The organism is Arthrobacter sp. MPF02 (genome assembly GCF_046605375.1).
Lineage (GTDB): Bacteria > Actinomycetota > Actinomycetes > Actinomycetales > Micrococcaceae > Arthrobacter.
Genome location: NZ_CP176772.1, coordinates 1,747,144 through 1,766,300, shown reverse-complemented (window position 1 = coordinate 1,766,300; position 19,157 = coordinate 1,747,144). Strand labels below are relative to the sequence as shown.

Genomic DNA, 19,157 nt, shown 5'->3' with positions numbered 1-19,157 from the left:
CCCTATCGATCGTACGCGTCCCCGGCATCAGGTCAAAACATCGGCTTCGTGAGGAATGCCCGGACTGCGGCCAGCTCGTGCCGGGAAATCCCGCGCCGCGGGTCCGGAGAAACGGACAGGATCCGGCGTCCGAGGAATCGTGCCCACTCCCGGGCATCGGCTTCGAACGCCAGCTGATCATCAATCCACGCAACAGCGTCCGGCATGGTGGCTTCCACGTGGTCCTGAATGGCCCGGAGCTTCCACCAGGCAGTTCCACTGCCTGCCCCCGCACCGGACAGGCAGGGCCACCACGTGCCGTCCAGGCTGATGGCGGGGCATAGATACTGCGGCGCAAGTTCTTCCCAACTGGTGAGCCAGACACACCGGACCCCGTCTGTGCGGGCCAGGGAGTTCAGGCCGTCCACGAGTTCCCGGGCATAGGCCACGGGCAGCATGCCTGCATCCGCCAGGCACCAGGCAGAGCCCCAGTCAGTGGTTCCCTGCGGCCCAAAAGGACAGATGACGCCGTCGACGTCGATATAAAGGGTCCGTGCCACTCCGTTCCTTCCAGCCGCTAAACCGGGCAGTGGCTAGGTGGGCGGCCTGCCCGGGTCCAAGCCGGGAGCGATCCGCGGGCCCGTGCAGCTGCTGTCCCTGATACACAGGGCCTCCCGCTTTGCCCTCAGGAAGGCCACGTTGAGTGGCACCCGGACATCGGTCATAAGGGTGCGCCATTTACCGGCCGAGTGGCCGAATAAGGCTAGAAGTGGACAACCAGTCACCAGCTGTCGTCCAGCAGCTCAAGAAGGGACTCCACGCGTTCATCCTTGCCGGCCAAGCCCCTGGGCCTCAACAAGTACTGCAGGGTGTCAGCGGAAGCGGCATGGTCCGCCCGTTGCGCACCGTGGCGCCGCCCGCCGTCGTTCCTTTTTGCTTAGCTGAGCCTCGCGGGTGGGTCAGGGTGCGCCCGTGGTGCCCTGGGCAGAGTTGACGTTGACCAGCCAGGCGGTGCCGTAGCGGTCGGTACACATGCCGAAGACGTCGCCCCACGGCGACCGTTCCATCGGAACGGTGACCGAACCGCCGTCGGCGCTCAACTTCTCGTAGTAGCCGCGCAGTTCCGCTTCGTCCTCGCCGCTGAGGGAAATGGAAATGGACGACCCCTGGCTGTACTCCATGCCGTTCGGCGTGTCGGCACCCATCAGGACCAGGCCCTGCGGCGTGGTCAACATTCCGTGCATGATCTTTTCCGCTTCGGCCGGGTCCTCGCTGGCCTGGTACTCGCCGAACGTGCTGAGCCGAAGGTCGCCGCCGAAGACGGACTGGTAGAAGTTCATCGCCTCGCGGGCATTGTCGCGGAAGCTGAGGTAGGGATTCAGGATGGTCGGCATGGTGCTCCTTGACGTCAGGGCTGGCAGGGACGAACAACATCCTGCCCCAAAGAACCTCCTGCTGGTAGGGGGTTTTGTCCCCATGATGGTCCGGCGGGGCCGGGGCACATAGGCTCATGGTCATGGCCAGATACTTTGACGTTCATCCGCAGGATCCCCAGCCCCGTGCCATCGCCCAGGCAGTGCAGATGCTGCGCGACGGCGGGCTCATCGCCTACCCCACCGATTCCTGCTACGCGCTGGGCGCGCAGATGGGCAACAGGGAAGCCCTGGACAGGATCAGGACCATTCGGCAGCTGGACGATAAGCACCACTTCACGCTGGTTTGCCGGGACTTCGCCCAGCTTGGACAGTTTGTCAACATCGGGAACGACGTGTTCCGCAGCATCAAGGCCGTCACGCCGGGCGGTTACACGTTCATCCTGCCCGCGACGCGGGAAGTGCCGAAACGGCTGCTGCATCCCAAGAAGAAGACCGTGGGCGTCCGGATTCCTGACAACAGGGTGGTGCAGGCGCTGCTGGCAGAACTGGGTGAACCGCTGCTCTCCAGTACGCTGCTCCTCCCGGACGAGGAGGACCCGCTGACCCAGGGATGGGATATCAAGGAGCGGCTGGACCATGTGGTGGACGCCGTGATTGATGCCGGTGACTGCGGTTCCGATCCCACTACCGTGGTGGACTTTTCGAGCGGCGTGGCCGATGTGGTCAGGCGGGGCACGGGCGATGCGTCCCGCTTCGAGTAGCCGTGGGGCTCGAGTTTTCCACATAGGGCTTTTGCGTGCCGGGAATTGTCGGTGCCTGCTGGAAGACTTTGTTCATGGAGGCGTTTGGGGCAGCGGTTGAGGGAGCAGGGCACCGTGGTGCGTCCCCTGCTGCCACTCCGACGGTTGCCGATGCCCTGAGGATTCTGGCTGCTGTGCCTGTCGCGTCTGATGGTGCGGGGATGGTTGATCAGCTGCGGCACTTTGAGGATGTGAAGGCGCTGGCGGCGGCGCGGCAGTCCGAGGTCACTGTTGCTTTTGATCTGCAGCAGCGGCGGGAGCAGGCGGCCGCGGGTGTCCCTGCGAAGGAGCAGGGCGCCGGGGTGGGCGCGCAGGTGGCGTTGGCGCGGCGGGAGTCCCCGGCCCGCGGCGGGAGGCTCCTTGGCCTGGCCAAGGCCCTGACCGGGATGCCGCGCACATACGCGGCCTTCCGGTCCGGGCAGCTGAATGAGTGGCGCACCACGCTGATTGTCAGGGAGACGGTGTGTCTGTCGGTGGAGGACCGGGCCGGGGTGGATGAGGAACTCGCCGCCGACACCGGCACCTTCGACGGCGCCGGAGACCGTGCCATCATCTCCGCCGTGAAGGCGGCGGCGTACCGGAGGGACCCGCGGTCGGTGGCCAAGCGCGCCAGCCACGCGGTGAACGAACGGACCGTGTCGATGCGCCCGGCGCCGGACACCATGGCGCGCGTGACCGCGCTGCTGCCCGTCGCCCAGGGCGTGGCCGTGTACGCCGCGCTGTCAAAGGAAGCCGACACGCTCCGGGCTGCGGGAGATGAGCGGGGCAAGGGCCAGATCATGGCCGACACCCTCGTTGAAAGAGCCACCGGCATTGAGGGCGGGGTCAGCAGCATCGAAATCCAGCTCGTGATGACCGACCGCACCCTCCTGCAGGGCGACAGCGAACCGGCCCGCCTGACCGGCTACGGCACCGTCCCCGCCGAATGGGCCCGCAAAGCGCTCCAGAGCTGGGCATCAGAGCGGGCAGGAAAGCAGCCGTTAGCCAGCGCAGCGGCACTGGAAGCTCCAGCCAAAGACTCTGTGGAACACGAGCCGGCTGTCTGGCTGCGGCGGCTTTACACCGCGCCGGGCACCGGGGAGCTGGTAGCGATGGATTCACGGGCCAGGCTCTTCCCGCCCGGACTCCGCCGCTTCATCCAAGTCAGGGACGACGTCTGCCGGACCCCGTACTGTGACGCGCCCATCCGCCACGACGACCACATCATCCCCTGGCACAAAGACGGACCCACCAGCGCCGGCAACGGCCAGGGCCTCTGCGAAGCCTGCAACCACACCAAAGAAACACCAGGCTGGTCAGCAAGACCACTCTCGATCCCCGGAGCCCGCCACACCGTACGCCTGAAAACCCCAACCGGCCACACCTACACGTCCACCTCGCCAGCGTTGCCGGGAACATCACTGGCTGGCGCCAAAGGAGGGGACGGTACTGAGGCGAGGAAAACGCCGCCGCCCAGCACCGTGACGCCGCCCGTGAATCCGCTAGGCGCCCGCCGTCGTGCAGGTCGTGGGCCGGGACGGGGTGCAGCGTCCGGAAATTCTCCCGTCAGGAACTCGATACAGGTGCTGGGCCGGGCAGGACCCGCCCAGCCGCCACAGTAATGCCGCCTCCGCCGCCGGCGGTGACCGCTTCAGTCCTGCTTGCGTGCCCGGCTGGGCTGGACCCTCGGCGGCTCCCCCGGCATCTTGGGGTAGTCCGGAGGAAAGGGGAGCTCGCCCAGGCCGGCTTTGGTGTCGCGCTCCCACCACTCCAGCAGCGTGTCAATGCTGCCCGGGTTGCGGTGGAAGTCGGCCCACGGGTCACCCTTGGCCTGCAGCCGTTCCGGGACGGTGAGGATGGTGAAGTTTTTTGGATTGGCGGTTCCGAGCTCATCCCAGGTGATGGGACAGGACACCGGGGCATGCGGCAGCGCACGCGGGCTGTAGGCACCGGCAATGGTGCGGTCCCGGTTGGCCTGGTTGAAGTCCAGGAAGATTCGCTGGCCCCGTTCTTCCTTCCACCACGCGGTGGTCACCTTGTCCGGCATCCGGCGTTCAACCTCACGGGCTGCCGCGATCACCGCGTGCCGCACGTCAAGGAATTCCCGCACCGGCTCGATGGCGGCGTAGACGTGAAGCCCCCGGTTCCCCGATGTCTTGATAAAGCACTCCAGCCCCGCTTCGGCGAGCACCTCCTTGAGCGTCAATGCCGCCGGAATTGCGTCGTCGAAATCTGTTCCCGGCTGCGGATCAAGGTCGATCCGCAGCTGGTCGGGATTGTCCGTATTCGCTGTCCGCGAAGGCCAGGGATGGAAAACCACTGTGTTCATCTGCACTGCCCATACAGCCGCGGCCGGTTCGTCCAGCACCAGCTGGGGATGGGAGCGGGCGCTGGGGTACACCACTTTGACCGAACGGACGAAATCGGGAGTGCCTTTAGGCGGGTTCTTGGAGAAGAACATTTCGCCGTTGATGTTGTCCGAATACCTTTGCAGCGATACCGGCCGGTCACCGTTCGCCGTGATGAAGGCCTCGCCGACATCGCAGATATAGCGTGCAAGATCCAGCTTGGTGAGCCCAAGGTCCGGCCAGAGAACCCGGCTGGGACTCGAAATGCGCATCTCGCGTTCGCCGTGGGGACCCTGGACGATAATGGTGGTCTGTTCGCTCGCCATGGGGCCAACGTACACCCCGCCGTCGTGAAGCCGGCATATTTCATCGGCCAGGTCCGGCATGATGGAGCCATGCCCCAGAGCGAAAACCACCTCTCCTTTGACGCGGATGGAACAGCAGTTTCCGCCGCCTATGCCCGGCCTGATAACCCCTGGGCTACGGTCGTGGTGGCACACGGAGCAGGGGCAGGCATGGAGCACCCCTTCCTGCGCGGGTTTACCGAGGCTTTGAATTCGCTTGGCCTTGCCACCCTCCGATTCAACTTCCCGTACCGGGAGGCCGGGCGCAAATTCCCCGACCGGCCGCCGGCCGCCATAGCCACCTGGCGTGCCGCCATGGCCCTTGCTGCCGAACAGGGGCAAGCACACGGGGACGCCGGCCCGGTGTGGGCAGCCGGAAAATCCTTCGGCGGCCGTATGGTGTCCATGGCGGTAGCGGAAGGGATGCCGGCCGGTGGACTCATCTACCTCGGGTATCCGCTGCACCCGCCGGGTAAGCCCGACAAGCTGCGGGACGGGCACCTGTACGGGCTGACTACCCCCATGCTGTTCCTGCAAGGAACCCGGGACCCCTTCGCTACCGCGGAGATCCTGACCGACGTGGTGTCCCGGATCGGGCAGTCAGCCGTGCTTCAGTGGGTGGAGGGCGGCGACCATTCCTTCGCCGTGGCGGGACTGAAGCGCCAGGCCGGTGAAGTGGGAGCGTCGCTGGCGGCCCCTGTGGCCGGCTTTATCCGGGCCAACACTTAACGCCCGGGCAGGCGCGGGCTACGCCGCTTCCTCGTGCCACCACCCATCCCAGGCGGCCGAGGTGAGCCGGCCCTTTGGGAAATCATTTCCGCTGCTGCCGGCGCAGGAGCGGCCCTCGTCCGTGCGGCGGCCGTCGAGCAAGAGATTCAGGCTGTTCAAAAGAAACATGGTTTCGTCCTTTCGTGGCTGTTCGGACTGCGCTGTCCAACGTTGGGAGCGAGCGTAGCCAAGGCATGTTTCGACACGTCGACTCAAGGTTTCAGCCGCGTATCGGAGTTATCACCCGCCCTGCGGTGGCGTGTGCGGTCCCGAACGAGCTATTTCCGCTGCCTGGTCCGTGCCGTCGCCGGAGCAGTCCAGGGGTCTTCCGGCCAGGGGTGCTTAGGGTACCGCCCGCGCATTTCGGCCCGGACCTGTGAGTAGGGACCGGACCAGAACGAGGTGAGGTCGTCCGTCACCGCCAGCGGCCTGCGCGCCGGGGACAGCAGATGGAAAAGCACCGGAACAGTGCCGTCCACGAGCCGGGGCGACTCGGCGAGGCCGAAGCACTCCTGCAATTTCACGGCCACCACCGGTGGGGCCTTGTCCTCGTCATGGTGCGGGTAGTCAACCCGAATGCGGGAGCCGCTGGGAACTTCCAGCCACTCCGGAACCAGCTCGTCCAGCCGGGCGGCTTCGGGCCCGGGCAGGAGCCGGCGAAGCGGCTGCGTGAGGTCCACCGCAGCCACGGAACCTCCGGCAGCGAGCGATTCCAGTTCCGGGCCCAACCATTCATCAAGGCCCCGAAGCAGGGCTTCGTCGGAAACATCGGGCCACGGCCCGCCCACTTCCCTGCGCAGCAAGGCAAGACGGCAGCGCAGGGCAACAGCCGCCGTCGACCATTCCAGCACAGCCAGCCCCTCCTTCCGCAACGCGGCCAGGACGGCTTTCCGGCCTTCGGCAGGTGCCGGACGCACAGGGGTATCGGAAAGCACGACGGCGCCGAGGCGTCGCACTCTACGGGCGGTTACCCTGCCTTGAACCAGCTCCGCTTCCACAGCGTCCGTCAGCAGCTGCGAAGCAGCGGCGAGGGCAAGGTCACTCGTCAGAGGCGCAGCTGCCCGGATAATGGCGCCGGTACCGGCCGAGTCCCTGCCCCCGGCGCGGGACACCTCCGCTGCGGCCAGCCACTCGTGGCCGGACAAGGCGCTCCCGCCGGGAAGTCCCGCCCTGGTTCCTGACGAGAGCAGGTACTGGGCCGGGCCGCCGCCCGGCACAAGGCGGGCCACCCGGTCCGGGAATGCCAGCGCGACGACGGCGCCCACCGCCATGCCAGGGTCCGGGACGGACAGCTTCAGTACAGAAAGGTCCGGCCCGGCCGAAGCCGCTGCGGGACCGCCGCTTCCCACGTTCCGTACGATGTCCTGCAGGCGCTCCGTTTCCTCCGCCCAGCGCCGCCCGTCAGGCCCGGCGTCGCGGCGAAGCCTGGTCAGAAGGCCCGGAAGGTCTGCACCCTCGGCGCGGTAGTCTCCCGCGATGGCGGCAACCACCTCTGCAGCCACCCGGGAACCGGCAGGGCCGGCACCGTCCAGCAGTGCCCGGGCAAGCCGCGGATCGGCGGGGATCCCGGCCAGCACCCGTCCGGTGGGCGTGGCATGACCATCGGCTGAAACTGCGCCAAGTTCCCGCAGCACCTCCACCGCGTCCTTGAGGCCCTGCTGTGGCGGCGGGTCAGGAAGGGCGAGCCCCTGGCCGCCCGGAGCTCCCCAGCACGCCATTACCAGTGCCGCGGCAGTCAGGTCCGCAACCTTGATCTCCGGCGTCACGTGGGCGGGGGCAGCACCGAAAGCCTGCTGGCTGTAGCAGCGCACCACTTTGCCCGGCCCCTGGCGGGCGGCCCGGCCGGCCCGCTGGTCAGCCGACGCACGGGAGCAGGAAACGGTGACCAGGCCGCTCATTCCGCGGCCGGAGTCCCGCCGGGGCTCACGCGCAAGCCCGGCATCCACCACCAGCCGGACCCCGGGTACTGTCAGCGAAGATTCGGCCAGGTCGGTCGAGACAATGATGCGGGCTTTGTCCCCGGGCCGGCGTCGGGAAACCGCCCGGTCCTGCCCGGCCGCGCCCACCCGGCCGTGCAGCTCCAGCACGTCAATGCCTTGTCCCAGTCTGCCGCGCAGCCCGGCAGCGACCCGGGACACCTCATGTGCACCGGGAACGAAGACCAGCGCATCTACGGTATCGTCGCCGGCCAAGGCCGCGGCATGGGCGCGGGCAGCGGTGTCCACCACATGGTCCAGGAAGGCGCGCGCCACTCCCCTGCCATCCAGGCGCTGGCCGGACGCCGGCGCCCATTCGACCTCAAGCTCGTGAAGCACTGACGCGCAGCTGACCACTGCGGCCGCAGCGCCGCCGTCGGGATCTCCCAGCAGGGCGGCAAAGCGGTGAGCGTCCACCGTGGCGGACATGGCAAGGACGGCCAGATCATTGCGAAGCTGCCGCACCTCGGCGAGCATCCCCACCAGCAGGTCCGTCTCCAGGCCCCGCTCATGGACCTCATCCAGGACGACGGCGGCAACCCCCTCCAGCCCCGGATCAGCCAGCAGGCGGCGCAGGAGGATGCCGGGCGTCACGAATTCCACCAGGGTTTGCGGACCGGCCTGCCGTTCGCCGCGGACGGCATAACCGACGCGACTGCCGAGGCGGCTGCCGTCAAGGGCCGACAGCCGCCGGGCTGCTGCCCGGGCGGCCACACGCCGGGGCTGCGTCACCACCACCCGCCCCGCTCCTTTGACATGGTTGGCGAGCATTGGCGGAACGAGCGTTGTCTTGCCGGTGCCCGGCGGCGCCTGCACCACCGCCGATCCCGGCACAGGTCCGTTGTCCAGTGCATCCGCCAAGGCCGGCAGCGAGTCGGCAAACACAAGGCCGGCGCCAACAGCAACGAGGTCGAAGGGTTGTTCGGCGGCGGGGCGGCCCTGTGCAGGGGAAGAAGTCACCCGACTATTTTGCCTGCCCGTCAGGGCCTGTCGTTCCCCTTGCCTTTGCCCTTGTTCTCCTTGGCCGCATCCGGAACCCCTGCACCTTGTTCCTGCTGCGCCGGGACTGGCGGCGGTACCACGACCTCCACCCCTCCACCGGCGACCTGCTGCTCCGGCTGGACTGTTTCCGGCTGCGGGACTGTTTCAGCAGCCACGGTTTCGGCAGGTGCCGGGACCGCCGTGGTTCCGGCCAGCGCCGCCTGGGTATTCAGGTGGCCGGTGATGTCCGCACGGACCGAGGCCAGGGCCGACTCGATACCGCGCAGGCGCGGAGCCGAGATGCGGCCGTCACGGGCGGCGCTGTCCAGGTCCGCCTCCAGGGCCTGCAAGGCAGCAAGTGCCCCGTCCATCCTGTTTTCGGCGGCGGCCTGGCTGATGCTCAGGACCCGGATCTGGAAACCCCGGAGTGTTGTCTCATCCGAGTCCGCAGTGCGCAATCCTCCCGAAGCCACAAGGACCACTGCGGCAACGGCAAGCCCGGCTGCAACTGCTGCGGCTGCGGCCCGGGCTGTCCGTGGTGGCACCGGCCGGGCCGGATTGGAGCCGGCCGCTTCTGCTGGCTTATGCCGCATGCCGGCCCCTCAGCGGCGGCACTGCTGCGCGCCGGACCGGCAATACCACTACGCTGGCGAGCGGAGCCTCCGGTACCTGCTCTTCGACTGTCCGGCTGCGGATATTCCTGATGAACCGGCTGGCCGCAACACGCAGGAGGATTGCCGCCAAATGTCCAATACCGATGCCAAGGAGCACGTGCCCTGCGAAGTAGAGCCCGCCAAGGCCTGCGGCACCCAGGGTTGCGCCCGCGGTCACGGCCGCCCCGCCTGCCGTCAGCACCATCGACCAGGCTGCGCCAAGTACTGTGCCCATGACTCCTGCTTCCATCTTCCGGTTAATCAGCAAGCTTACTAGTAATGCTCAGCAAGCTTACTACCTCACGCCCCCGGTGCAAGCGGACTCTGGACATGGATAGTCAGTAGCCTTAGCATTTTCCCATCGGTTAGCTCTCCGGGGCCGCCCGGCGCCAGCGGGTCCCGCAGGGCCTTCCGGGCAGGAAGAAAACCCTAGGTACGGAAGCAGGAGACAACCATGGCAACGGCACGGGAAATCATGACAGGCGGCGCGGAGTGCATCGGCGAGAACGAGACGCTCGAGGCAGCCGCCCGCAAGATGAAGGACCTTGACGTCGGTTCACTTCCGATTTGCGGTGAAGACAACCGGCTCAAGGGCATGCTGACAGACCGCGATATCGTCATCAAATGCCTTGCTGAAGGCGGGGATCCGCGATCGGTCAAAGCCGGTGAGTTCGGCCAGGGCAAACCGGTCACCATCGGCGCGGACGACTCCATCGAAGAAGCCATCCGGACAATGCAGGACCACCAGGTACGCCGCCTCCCGGTCATCGACGGCCACAATCTTGTTGGTGTTCTAAGCCAGGGTGATATAGCGAAGAACTACCCCGAAGACCGCGTGGGCGAGCTCGTCGCATTCATTTCGTACTGAGTACCGGCACAACAAAGCTGCCGCGGCCAGTCGGGCTGCGGCAGCTTTTTTGTGAACAGCAGCTGCCCGCCGTCCTGCCGGACACCAAGGAATGCACGGCTGGCATGGGCTACGCTGTCCGGTCCAGCGCTTCGAGGAGGCGTTGGACGGAGCCGCCCAGATTCCATTCCGCGGCCAACCGTTCGAGTTCGCCGCGCCGCCCGCCAACGACGGGGTGCAGCCGGGCGCCTGCTTCCTCCAGGGTTGGCAGCGCAAGGTCCCGGACCAGCCGGACGACGGCGGGGGCTGCTTCGAGGTAGCCGGCGGCGGCTGCCAGCTTGGCGCGGACGGGCGCCGCCATTCCGCTGCCGGGATCGTCCGCCGCTTCCAGGAGTCCCTCGAGGGAGCCGTACTTCAGGAGCAGGGACGCCGCGGTTTTCTCGCCGATGCCTGCCACGCCGGGCAGCCCGTCGGAAGCGTCGCCGCGCAGGGTGGCGTAATCGGCGTACTGCTGCGGGAGTACCCGATACCTGGTGACAACTGTCTCCTCCGTATAAACCTCGAGGTTGCGCATGCCGCGGGCCGTGTAGATCACCCGGACCTGCCGGCCGTCGTCGCACACCTGGAACAGGTCCCTGTCCCCCGTGACGACGTCCACGGGGAAGGCGGTGTTGCTGGCGTAGGTGCCCACAACGTCGTCGGCCTCATGGTCGGCAGCCCCCACGATGGCGATGCCGGCCAGCCCGAGGACACGGCGGATCATGGGCAGCTGTGCCTCCAGGGCATCCGGGACCACTTCGACGTCGGGCGCGCCGGTGTGTGCCTCCGCAACCCTGTGCGCCTTGTACGTGGGAAGCAGGTCCACGCGCCATTGCGGGCGCCAGTCGTCGTCCCAGCAGGCAACGAGGTGGGTGGCGTGGTAGTCGGTGGTGAGCCTGGCGATCATGTCCAGCAGGCCGCGGACTGCGTTGACGGGTGTTCCGTCAGGACGCCGGATGGTGTCCGGCAGGCCGTAGAAGGCACGGAAATACAGCGAGGCAGTGTCCAGCAGCATCAGGCGGTCGGGCATACCTGATCCTTCCACGGGGCGGAAGTTCCCGGCTACCCGTCGCGGCCCGGATAAGCAGCCATGAGGGCCGCGGAGAGGACCCAGACCACGCCGACCGCCGCGATGGTTGCCCCTCCGCCCCACCCTGTGGCGGTTCCGGCGAGGGCGGCGCCGGCAGCCGAAGCGCTGACGCGGAAGCCGGCGGTGACCGTAAAGATCTGGGATTTCAGGTGCGGCGGGCTGTGCAGGTTCCGCAAGAAGAGCATCGCGGCGGACGTGGAGGCCGTAAACAGGCCGGAGAGGCCAATCGCGGCAAGGGTCCAGGTGGTGCCAAGGTCGATGGCGGCAGCGGCGGTGAGCAGCCCGGTTGCCAGGAAACCGACGGCCATCACCACATGCGGCCGGCCCCGGGCCGGCCGCGCCGTTTCCACCAGCGCGCCCAGCAGGCTGCCGACGGCGAACGCCGTCACCACGGCGGCGCCCTCCCCGGGTGACCCGGCCCGCTCGATCGAAAGCGCGACGGCGGCAATCGCCAGTCCGCCCTGGCCCAGTTGGGTAAAGGTGGAGGAAGCCGTGACAACGGCCAGGGGCCGGTAGCTGAAGATCCGGTGCAGTCCGGCTTTGACCGCCTGCCACAGGGAACCCTGGGCGCGGCCGTGCGGGCGCAGGGCCAGGCCGCGAAGGGCCAGCGGGCCGAGCGCCGCGGACACCGCAAGGACCGCCAGGGACGCCTGCGCCGGCAGGAACACCGCGATCAGCGCCACAACAGCCGGACCGGCGACGGCGGACATGTTGTAGGAGAGGGCGTCGACTGCGAAGGCCCGCCGGATGTCCGGGACAGCACCGGCGACGAAACTGGAGAAACCGCCCATATAGAACGGTGATGCCGCCCCGGCGAGCGCCAGCACCACAAAGACGGCGGCGAGGGGAATACTGCCGACGAGCGCCGTGGCGGCAAAGGCGGCGGCCGTGACCAGGCAGGCCGAGGCCACCCAGACGCCGGGGCGGCGGGTGCTGTCCAGCACGGCTCCCGCCAGCGGAGCGGCAAGCACGCTTGGCCCCATCGAGGCAGCCACCAACAGGCCCCCGACGGCGACGTCCCCCATCTGCTGCACGGCCAGGATCGGCAGGGCAACCGTCGAGCCGGCACCGGCCATCCTCGGAGGTACGGAAGCGGCAAGATACCGGAGCGCGCCCATTGCCGGTTGTTCCCCCATCAGCTCGCCCAGTGACTACTACCAAAGGCACCTTAGCCGACCGCGCGGTCCGTTTCAGACCACGGCACTGCATACCGCAGGCCGGACACGTGGCGTATTTGAGGGTGGGCGCTTCTCCCCCGGCGCCGCCGGCATCAGGCACAATGTGGTTCATGGGGCGTTGGAGCGAGGACAGGGTGGCCGGCGCCGCGCCCGATGGCGCTTCGGCGGCGTGCGGCGGCCATCGCAGGATCCGGTGCCACCATGGTCGCGCTGCTGGCTCTAAGCGACAGCGGGCATCCGACCTTCGACGCCGGCCATGCGGCTGCGCTCGCCGGGATCGGGGTTCCGGCGTTCGCGTGCACTCCGGACCTGTTCCCGGACCTGATGGCTGCCGCGATTGAGCGGCGGGACGTCGGCGAGTGGGCGGCCGCACACGACATCCCCGCGAACCACGAAAGCTAGCGGGTCACGCCTGGCCGCTGCCCGGCGGGCCGGCAAGGACCGTCGGCACGTACTCCAGTAGCTGGAGCCGGCCGTCGAAGGTCCGGCTTTGCACCATCTCCAGGGCAACGTCCGGGTAGCCGTCGTAGATGCGCTCGCGGCCGGTACTGCCGGTGATGACCGGGAAGACAACCAGCCGGAACCGGTCCACCAGGCCCGCCACGAGCAAGGACCGGGACAGGCTGAGGCTGCCCAGGGTGCTCAACGGCCCGGTTCCGTTGCGCTTCATGTCACGCACCGCCTCCACAGCGTCTCCGGGAACCAGCGTCGAGTTGGGCCAGTCCAGGGGTGCCTGCAACGTGGAGGAGAAGACTTTCGGAACGGCGGCAAGGCCGGTGAGGCTGGCGCCCTCCTCCTCCGAAAAGCCGGAACGGTCCGCCGCTGCCTGCGCCGACATGCCGTACATCAGCCGGTAGGTGTTGGCACCCATCAGGAAGGTGTAGTTCTTCTCCGCCTCCTGGTCCAGCCACTCCAGGTATTCCGGCCCCTCCAGGCCCCACCAGCCAGGCCACCCCTCAGCGGAGGCATACCCGTCCAAGGAGATGATCAGGTCCACCATCAGGGTTGCTGGTGACGTTTCCGCAGGTGTGGCGCCCATGGCCGGCTCCTCGAACTGATCGGCTGAATGTGCCGGCAATGCTATGCCCGGACCGGGCCGGGCTTCAAGGGTCCGCCCCTTTCATCAGCCCTGCCCGAGGCGTAGCGTCTATTCCGCCGGGAACGGTCGCAGCCGTCAAAGGAGCGGACATGGCTGGATGGAATGCGGATACAGCCGCGGGCCCTGTGGGCGCGGGAACCGTAACACTGGTGGAAGGCTCCAGTTTTTGCATTTCCGCTGCCAACGGCGACATCCACCCTGACCTTTCCCACGGTGTGTTCCACGAGGACACCCGCATCCTGTCCGGGTGGAGCATGGCGGTGAACGGCCAGCCCCTCGAACCGCTCACCGCGGTAACGAAGGAGCCCTACCGGGCGCTGTTCATTGGACGCGTACCCCGTGCGGACGGATACGCGGACAGCCCGCTGATTGTCGAGCGCCTGCGGGAAGTGGCGGCCGGCGTGGTTGAGGAAATCACCATCCGCAACTACTCCGGAGACCCTGTGGAGTGCAGCGTCTCCGTCGGCGTCGATTCGGACTTTGCGGACCTGTTCGAAGTGAAGGAGGCGAGGGTCCAGCGGCGCTGGGAGGTGGTCCGCGGAGCCGACGGCGACTCCCTCATCATCAGCGCAGCCTGGCAGGACCTCCGGAAGGCTGTCCTGGTGCGGGGACGCGGAGCAGTCGCCACCGCCGGTGCGCTCACTCACCATGCCCTGGTACCCGGCCACGGCCGCTGGACCACGCGGCTGAGCGTGGCACCTGCCGGGCCGCACAAAGCCACCCGTCCTCCCAGGCACGGGCTGTCACCGAGCGACCGCCGTCACCAGGAGTGGGTCGCGAAGATTCCCAGGCTGCAGATGACCAACCGGTCCATCGAACGGACGCTGCGGCGCAGCTACGACGACCTGGGCGCACTGCGGATCGAGGACCCGGCGCATCCGGAGCGGATAGTGGTGGCCGCGGGAGCACCCTGGTTCATGACGCTGTTCGGACGGGACTCGCTCTGGGCTTCCGAAATGGCCCTTCCCGTGGACCCGTCACTGGCCTTGGGCACTTTGCAGACCCTGGCTGACCACCAGGGCAGGGCGGTGGACCGGGTGAGTGAGGAGGAACCCGGGAAGATCCTCCACGAGGTACGCCTGGGGGTGTCCTCCGGGCTGGCCCTGGGCGGGAAGTCGGTCTATTACGGCAGCGTGGACGCCACGCCCCAGTTCGTGGTGACGCTGGGCTCGGTCAGCCGGTGGGGCTTCGCGAAGGACACCATCGCCGCCCTGCTGCCCAACGCGGACCGGGCGCTGGACTGGGTCCGGAACTACGGCGACAAGGACGGCGACGGCTTCGTCGAATACTCCCGCCTGAATGACCAGGGCCTGCTCAACCAGGGCTGGAAGGACTCGTGGAACGGCATCAACTTCGCTGACGGCACCCTCGCCGAGCCGCCCATCGCCCTTTGCGAGGTGCAGGCTTTGGTGAATTCCGCCCTGCTGTCGCGGGCGTGGATGGCGTACGACGGCGGCGACGCGCCTTTGGCGGCGCAGCTCACCGGGGAGGCGGCGGCGCTGAAGGAGAAGTTCAACGAGGCGTTCTGGCTGCCGGACCACGGCTACTTCGCCGTAGCCCTGGACGGCAGGAAGCGCCCGGTGGACGCCTGCGCCTCCAATATGGGCCAGTGCCTCTGGCAAGGCATCATTGATGATGACAAGGTGCCGCTGGTGGCGGAACGGCTGATGTCGCCGGAGATGTTCAGCGGGTGGGGCGTCCGGACCCTTGCCACGGACATGGGAACCTACAACCCGGCGAGCTACCACAACGGATCTGTCTGGCCGCACGACAACGCCATCATCGCGGCGGGCCTCATGCGTTACGGCTTCGTGGAGGAGGCGCAGCGCATCGCCACGGCACTGCTTGAAGCGGCAGACTACTCTGACGGCCGGCTCCCGGAACTGTTTGCGGGTTCAGCCGGGACCAGGTGGCGGAACCGGTGCCGTACCCCACCGCCTGCTCGCCGCAGGCATGGGCAGCCACCACACCCATCATGCTGATCACCAGCCTGATGCGGTACGACGCCCACGTTCCGCTGGGCGGCTTCTGGATGGACCCGGCACTGCCGAAATCATACGGCGACCTGCACATCACCAACGCACCCCTGGGAGGCGGCCGGATCACCATCGACATCGCCCGTTCGGAGGCGTCGGTGAAGGGCCTGCCGGAGGGCATCACATTTCACCGCGGACATCGGCCCTGGCTGACGGAACTCGTAGCGCAGGCCGGCCTTGGCACCCCCGGAACAGCGTGACCTAAAGCGCCCAGCCGGCATCGTCATACGAACTGCGGACGTGGGCCCGCAGGTACTCCCCCACCACGGCGGCACCAAGCCCGCCCACATCCGGTGCAACCACCCGTGCATCGATCCGCCGTGCCATGCGCTGGACGAACCGCTCAAGCCCCGGGTCGTTGCCAAGCCGGAAGAACGTTGCCTGCACGCCGGTGCGGCCCAGCCGGTCGAGTTCGGTGACGGTGGCCCGAATGGTTTCGCGGTCCGGCGGCCAGCAGAACCACGATTCACCATCCGGCAGCAGGTGCGCGGTGGGTTCGCCGTCCGTTACCACCAGCAGGACGTGCTGCATGGACGGGTGCTTGCGGAAGAACCGTCCGGCCAGCAGCAGCCCGTGGTGGAGGTTGGTGCCTTGTTCCCGGAGTGCCGGCAGGGCGGTGAGCTGGCCGATGTCCATGGACTGCGCGTAGCGGCCGAACGTGACCAGCTGCAGCCGGTCCCCCCGAAATTTAGTGGAGACCAGGTGGTGCAGGGCGAGTGCGGTGCGCTTCATGGGCACCCAGCGGCCCTCGGCAGCCATGGAAAAGGACACATCCACCAGCAGGACGACGGCGGCCTGGGTCCGGGCCTCCGTTTCGGTCACCTCGATGTCGTCCACACCCAGCCGAAATCCGCGGCCGGGATCGCCGCCCTCTGCCACGGTGCGGCGGATGGCGTTCGTCATGGTCCGGGTCACGTCCCACGGCTCGGCGTCCCCGAACTCCCACTGCCGGCTGGAGCCGGTCTGGTCGCCGGCGGCACCCGCGGTCCTGGTTTCCCGCCGCCCCTGCCGGCCGGATAACTGTCGGGCGGTATCCCGCAACAGTGACTTCCCCAGCCTGCGCATGGCCTGCGGGGAGAGCCGGAGGTCACCGTCGGCACCCCGCCGCAGGTAGCCGCCGTCGTGCATTGCCCGCTCGATCTCCGCAAGGGTACGCGCGGTGACGGCGGCACCCTGACCCAGCTGGCGGGCCAGGGCGTCCAGGTCCAGATCGTCCAGCCGGGAGCCGCTGTATGACTGGGAGAGCTGCTCGGCCAGCGCATCCAGTTCCCCGATGTCCTGCAGCACACCGGTGCCGTCGCCCAGGCCGAGCCCTTCCTGGCCCTCAAAGCGTTCCGAGCCGCTCCAGTCCTCCCCGGGCCGGAGCGCCCGCAGGGTGTCGTCCAGCTGGTCAAGCCGGGCCATCAGCTCCGGCGAACCGAACGCCTGGGCCGAGAGCCGCATTAGTTCGTCGCGCTGCTCGGCGGACATGGACTGCAGGAGCCGCTGGGCTGCGGCCGCGCGCTTGGCCAGCGCGTCCACCAGCTCCTCGACGGAGCGCGGGTTTTCGGGGAAGAACTGGCCGTGCCGGGCCATGAACTCCTGGAAATCGGCGTCGGTGTCTTCGCCGCGGCGGTGTTTGCCGAGCAGCTCGTTGAGGTCGCGGAGCATTGCGCTGACCGCCTCGCGGTCCTGGTCGGTGGCGCTTTCGAGCGCCTGCTTCATCCCGGCGAAGCGCTGGTCCAGCACTTCCCGGCCCAGCAGGTCCTTGATTCGCTCGTACGCTTCCCTGGCAGCGCCGGACTGCCAGTCGTAGGAAGTGAGTTCATTGACGGCGGCCGCGGTGGACGCGGGCAGGTTCTGCAGCTGCATCTCGCGGAACGCCCGGTCCGTGTTGTCCATCATCGCGTCCCTGGCGAGCTGCTTGCGTTCCTCCAGCACTGCGGTGTCCAGCAGCTTCCGGACTTCATTGAGGGTCCCGTCCAGCCGGTGCCGGCCAAGCAGGTCGCGGCGCCGCTGCTGCACGCGCCGGGCCAGGTCGTCCAGCCCTTCCCGGTCCCGGCCGCCCCGGCGCAGGTATTCCTGCAACGCATGGCGTGGGGAATACCCTGCCATAACGTCCTCGGCCACCGCCTCGAGCGCCTCCGCCAGATCCACCGGCGGCGCAAGCGGATCGGGCCCGCCGGCGTACCGGCCGTACCGTGCGCGGTCGTGCGGCACCATGTTGCCTCCCCTACGTGGCCGTAACTGTACCTAGCCGTAGACCGTTGCCTCGTCGTCGGACTCCTTGGAGATCCGCCTGGCGAGGTATAGCCCTTCAAGCGCCAGTTCGACGGCGGACGCCCGCTGTCCGTCGTTCTGCGCGCCCAGGCGCGCGCTGATTTCGTCGTAGAGTCCGGAGCCATTCAGCGACGGGAGGTTCTGGAGGAATTCGCGGGCGGTGACCTGCTCCCCGGTGGTGACGGTGGTGTGGCCGTCCAGCGCCGCCACAAGCGGTCCCATGTCGATGCCGTGGAAGTGGGCGCGGACAGCTTCGGCGGTGGCGGTGCGCAGGAGATGGTTCAGGATGCCCTGTTCGCGGCCTTCCTCACCCGATTCGAACTCGATCTTGCCCGTCAGGACCTCGGCTGCCGGTTCCAGGTCGACGATCCGCGCCACGGCCTGGTCCTCCCCGCGCACGCTGGCGCGCCGCAAGGCAGCGGCGGCCACGGTCTCAGCCCCGGCGATGGCGAAGCGGGCGGAAACGCCGGAGGTCTGGTTAACCGCCGGCGACTGACGCAGGGCCCGGGTGTAGCGGGCAAGGATCTCCAGGATGACGGGCGGAACGTCGGCCACCAGGCGGCCCTCCTGCCGGATGACGGCCACCTCGTCGGCCAGCTCAATCGGATAGTGTGTGCGGATCTCGGCACCGAAACGGTCCTTCAGGGGCGTGATGATGCGGCCGCGGTTGGTGTAGTCCTCCGGGTTCGCGGACGCGACCACCAGCACGTCGAGCGGCAGCCGCAGCACGTACCCGCGGATCTGGATGTCCCGTTCCTCCATCACGTTGAGCATGGCCACCTGGATGCGTTCGGCGAGGTCAGGCAGCTCGTTGATGGCGATGATGCCTCGGTTGGAACGCGGAACCAGGCCGTAATGGATGGTTTCCGGGTCACCGAGCCGGCGGCCCTCGGCCACCCGCATGGGGTCGACGTCGCCGATGAGGTCCGCCACGGAGGTGTCCGGCGTCGCAAGCTTTTCCACATACCGCTCCGACCTGTGGCGCCATCCCACCCGCAGCCGGTCGCCTTCGGTCAGGGCCCGCGCGCGGGACTGCTCCGTGATGGGCTGGTAAGGGTGTTCGTTGAGTTCCGAATCCTCAATCACCGGCGACCACTCGTCCAGCAGCCCGGCCAGAGTGCGGAGCAGGCGGGTCTTTCCCTGGCCCCGTTCGCCCAGCAACACGACGTCGTGCCCGGCGATCAGGGCACGTTCCAGCTGCGGCAGGACGGTCCGGCTGAAACCGAACATTCCGGGCCAGGGGTCCCGGCCGGCGGCGAGCGCGGCGACCAGGTTGTCGCGGATTTCCTGCCTCAGGTCCTTTTGCACATGGCCGGCGGCACGCAGTTCGCCAACCGTGAAGATATCGGGACGATCAGTCACTCCTCTACGGTAAGCCCCGCCCTCCCGCTAATCGAGGGGTTTG

17 protein-coding genes and 1 pseudogene are annotated in these 19,157 nt (G+C 67.9%); 6 read left to right on the top strand and 12 right to left on the bottom strand.

All coding sequences use genetic code 11. The features are described 5' to 3' along the window. Positions 1-32: 32 nt before the first annotated feature. Entirely contained in the window at positions 33-539 is a 507-nt protein-coding gene (locus ACLH0K_RS08275; RefSeq protein WP_411376298.1) for an HAD domain-containing protein, read from the bottom strand. 399 nt (positions 540-938) lie between these two features. Further along, positions 939-1,373, bottom strand: a complete 435-nt coding sequence (locus ACLH0K_RS08270; protein ID WP_411376297.1) for a VOC family protein — start codon at positions 1,371-1,373, stop codon at positions 939-941. A 122-nt stretch (positions 1,374-1,495) separates the two neighbouring features. Here ACLH0K_RS08270 and ACLH0K_RS08265 point away from each other — a divergent pair, with 122 nt between their 5' ends. Further along, on the top strand, positions 1,496-2,116 hold the full coding sequence (locus ACLH0K_RS08265) for an L-threonylcarbamoyladenylate synthase (protein ID WP_411376296.1): 621 nt from the start codon (positions 1,496-1,498) through the stop codon (positions 2,114-2,116). Positions 2,117-2,190: 74 nt separating this feature from the next. Next, complete coding sequence (locus ACLH0K_RS08260) at positions 2,191-3,756, top strand: HNH endonuclease (protein ID WP_411376295.1); 1,566 nt, start codon at positions 2,191-2,193, stop codon at positions 3,754-3,756. A 29-nt stretch (positions 3,757-3,785) separates the two neighbouring features. Here the strand turns inward: ACLH0K_RS08260 and ligD are convergent, their stop codons facing one another. Then, positions 3,786-4,808: a non-homologous end-joining DNA ligase gene (gene ligD / locus ACLH0K_RS08255; protein ID WP_411376436.1), complete on the bottom strand. Its 1,023-nt coding sequence runs from the start codon at positions 4,806-4,808 to the stop codon at positions 3,786-3,788. Positions 4,809-4,877: 69 nt separating this feature from the next. Here ligD and ACLH0K_RS08250 point away from each other — a divergent pair, with 69 nt between their 5' ends. Continuing rightward, positions 4,878-5,555 (top strand): alpha/beta family hydrolase, encoded by a 678-nt coding sequence (locus ACLH0K_RS08250; RefSeq protein WP_411376294.1) that lies wholly within the window; start codon positions 4,878-4,880, stop codon positions 5,553-5,555. A gap of 18 nt (positions 5,556-5,573) precedes the next feature. On the opposite strand, the gene ACLH0K_RS08245 is transcribed toward ACLH0K_RS08250, so the two are convergent. The 4 genes from ACLH0K_RS08245 to ACLH0K_RS08230 all read right to left on the bottom strand — a co-directional run bounded on the left by ACLH0K_RS08245 (position 5,574) and on the right by ACLH0K_RS08230 (position 9,439). After that, on the bottom strand, positions 5,574-5,723 hold the full coding sequence (locus ACLH0K_RS08245) for a hypothetical protein (RefSeq protein ID WP_411376293.1): 150 nt from the start codon (positions 5,721-5,723) through the stop codon (positions 5,574-5,576). Between the two features lie 149 nt (positions 5,724-5,872). Beyond that, complete coding sequence (gene hrpB / locus ACLH0K_RS08240) at positions 5,873-8,530, bottom strand: ATP-dependent helicase HrpB (protein WP_411376292.1); 2,658 nt, start codon at positions 8,528-8,530, stop codon at positions 5,873-5,875. Positions 8,531-8,550: 20 nt separating this feature from the next. Beyond that, the gene (locus ACLH0K_RS08235) at positions 8,551-9,144 is read right to left on the bottom strand and encodes a hypothetical protein (protein ID WP_411376291.1); all 594 of its coding nucleotides are present in this window, start codon (positions 9,142-9,144) and stop codon (positions 8,551-8,553) included. Then, positions 9,134-9,439 carry a hypothetical protein gene (locus tag ACLH0K_RS08230; RefSeq protein ID WP_411376290.1) on the bottom strand — a complete coding sequence of 102 codons (306 nt, stop codon included), beginning with the start codon at positions 9,437-9,439 and terminating at the stop codon, positions 9,134-9,136. The genes ACLH0K_RS08235 and ACLH0K_RS08230 overlap by 11 nt, the downstream gene beginning before the upstream one ends. Before the next feature lie 219 nt (positions 9,440-9,658). Between ACLH0K_RS08230 and ACLH0K_RS08225 the strand changes: the two genes are divergently transcribed. After that, entirely contained in the window at positions 9,659-10,072 is a 414-nt protein-coding gene (locus tag ACLH0K_RS08225; RefSeq protein ID WP_411376289.1) for a CBS domain-containing protein, read from the top strand. 109 nt (positions 10,073-10,181) lie between these two features. Here the strand turns inward: ACLH0K_RS08225 and ACLH0K_RS08220 are convergent, their stop codons facing one another. Next, positions 10,182-11,120: a 5'-3' exonuclease H3TH domain-containing protein gene (locus ACLH0K_RS08220; RefSeq protein WP_411376288.1), complete on the bottom strand. Its 939-nt coding sequence runs from the start codon at positions 11,118-11,120 to the stop codon at positions 10,182-10,184. A 32-nt stretch (positions 11,121-11,152) separates the two neighbouring features. After that, positions 11,153-12,316, bottom strand: a complete 1,164-nt coding sequence (locus tag ACLH0K_RS08215; protein ID WP_411376287.1) for a hypothetical protein — start codon at positions 12,314-12,316, stop codon at positions 11,153-11,155. Between the two features lie 195 nt (positions 12,317-12,511). Between ACLH0K_RS08215 and ACLH0K_RS08210 the strand changes: the two genes are divergently transcribed. Then, entirely contained in the window at positions 12,512-12,760 is a 249-nt protein-coding gene (locus ACLH0K_RS08210) for a hypothetical protein (RefSeq protein ID WP_411376286.1), read from the top strand. Between the two features lie 4 nt (positions 12,761-12,764). Here ACLH0K_RS08210 and ACLH0K_RS08205 read toward each other — a convergent pair whose 3' ends face one another. Next, positions 12,765-13,397, bottom strand: a complete 633-nt coding sequence (locus tag ACLH0K_RS08205) for a dihydrofolate reductase family protein (RefSeq protein ID WP_411376285.1) — start codon at positions 13,395-13,397, stop codon at positions 12,765-12,767. A gap of 149 nt (positions 13,398-13,546) precedes the next feature. Here ACLH0K_RS08205 and ACLH0K_RS08200 point away from each other — a divergent pair. Continuing rightward, a pseudogene (locus tag ACLH0K_RS08200) lies at positions 13,547-15,693 on the top strand (glycogen debranching N-terminal domain-containing protein). Position 15,694: 1 nt separating this feature from the next. Here ACLH0K_RS08200 and ACLH0K_RS08195 read toward each other — a convergent pair. Next, positions 15,695-17,695, bottom strand: coding sequence for a vWA domain-containing protein (locus tag ACLH0K_RS08195; protein WP_411376284.1), 2,001 nt, complete (start codon positions 17,693-17,695; stop codon positions 15,695-15,697). A 30-nt stretch (positions 17,696-17,725) separates the two neighbouring features. After that, a complete protein-coding gene (locus ACLH0K_RS08190) occupies positions 17,726-19,114 on the bottom strand; it encodes a sigma 54-interacting transcriptional regulator (protein ID WP_411376283.1) in 1,389 nt (462 codons plus the stop codon). Positions 19,115-19,157 lie beyond the last annotated feature (43 nt).